1 protein-coding gene and 1 pseudogene are annotated in these 1,227 nt (G+C 45.0%); both read right to left on the reverse strand.

Annotated elements, in window-relative coordinates:
- Positions 1 to 935: lipid-A-disaccharide synthase (lpxB, locus tag R7M72_RS25085; RefSeq protein WP_318056458.1), on the reverse strand; the 935-nt coding region annotated here is incomplete at its 3' end.
- 110 nt (positions 936 to 1,045) lie between these two features.
- Positions 1,046 to 1,227: pseudogene (locus tag R7M72_RS25090) on the reverse strand (acyl-[acyl-carrier-protein]--UDP-N-acetylglucosamine O-acyltransferase); the annotation flags it as partial.

Below are 1,227 nucleotides of genomic sequence, written 5' to 3' on the forward strand. Positions count from 1 at the left end.
AGTGACACGTACTTAGTTTTCAATAGGCGCTTGGCCAGAAAGGCGGTAAAGGTATTGACGCGATAGCCAACAACCATAGGACGCTTAAGCAACATGCACTCTAACGCTACCGTTCCAGATGCTAGCATTACCGCATCAGAGGCTGTAATAACATTGCGAGCCGTATCATCCACCAATTTGAAATCAAGCTCGGGCGCATGCTCTTTCCACGCTTGCTCAAATTGCTCTCGACGTTTTTGATTAACTAGCGCAACTACAAAGCCCAAACCTGGGTATTTTTGGTGCAGAAGCTTGCACGTCTCAATGAATGGTTGAGAGAGCATCTTGAGCTCACTACCACGGCTACCCGGTAAAACTGCTAACCATTTTTTGTCTTGTTCAAGTCCTAGCAGCTCTCGCGCAGGCGCTTGCTCAGATTGCAAAGGAATAGCATCCGCTAAGGTGTGGCCGATAAACTCACAAGGCACGTTAAATTTATCGTAAAACGCCTTTTCAAACGGTAGAAAAGCCAGTACCAGGTTGGTCGCAGCCTCGATTTTGAAGATACGCTTTTGACGCCACGCCCATACTGAAGGGCTCACGTAGTGCACGGTTTTAATGCCTGCTTGCTTTAAATCTAACTCTAGACGCAAGTTAAAATCTGGCGCATCAATACCGACAAAAACATCTGGCGGGTTCTGAGTGAAGTACTTAACAAGCTCAGCTTTTACTTTTAACAAACGAGGTAATCGTCCAAGCACTTCAACTAACCCCATTACAGCTAACTCTTCCATATCAAAAAGAGATTCACAGCCTTGTGCGATCATTTTTGGCCCACCGATGCCGACAAACTCTGCATTCGGGTATCGCTCTTTCACTGCCTTGATAAAGCCTTCCCCTAGCGTGTCACCAGATAACTCGCCAGCAATGATGCCAATACGTAATGGTTTTTCCATATCGATTTCGCCCTATGTACTATGGATAAGGGATTCCTTATCCATAAAACACAAAAAGACCGCAGCCCTAATTGGGCGCGATCTTTTCCACTTATTGATTCATTCGCGAATTAACGAATGATACCACGTTCCGTTGTTTCTAGAATGTCAGAAAAACGCTTCACTGCTGGCCATTCTTGTGCCATTTCTGCAAGAATCGGTTTCACTTCTTCTAGCGTTTTACCAGAGCGGTAAATTTCTTTGTACGCTTTTTGTAGTGCTCGAATTTCTGGTTTCTCAAAACCATTACGCT

It is taken from the genome of Vibrio sp. YT-18 (genome assembly GCF_033337345.1).
GTDB lineage: Bacteria > Pseudomonadota > Gammaproteobacteria > Enterobacterales > Vibrionaceae > Vibrio > Vibrio alginolyticus.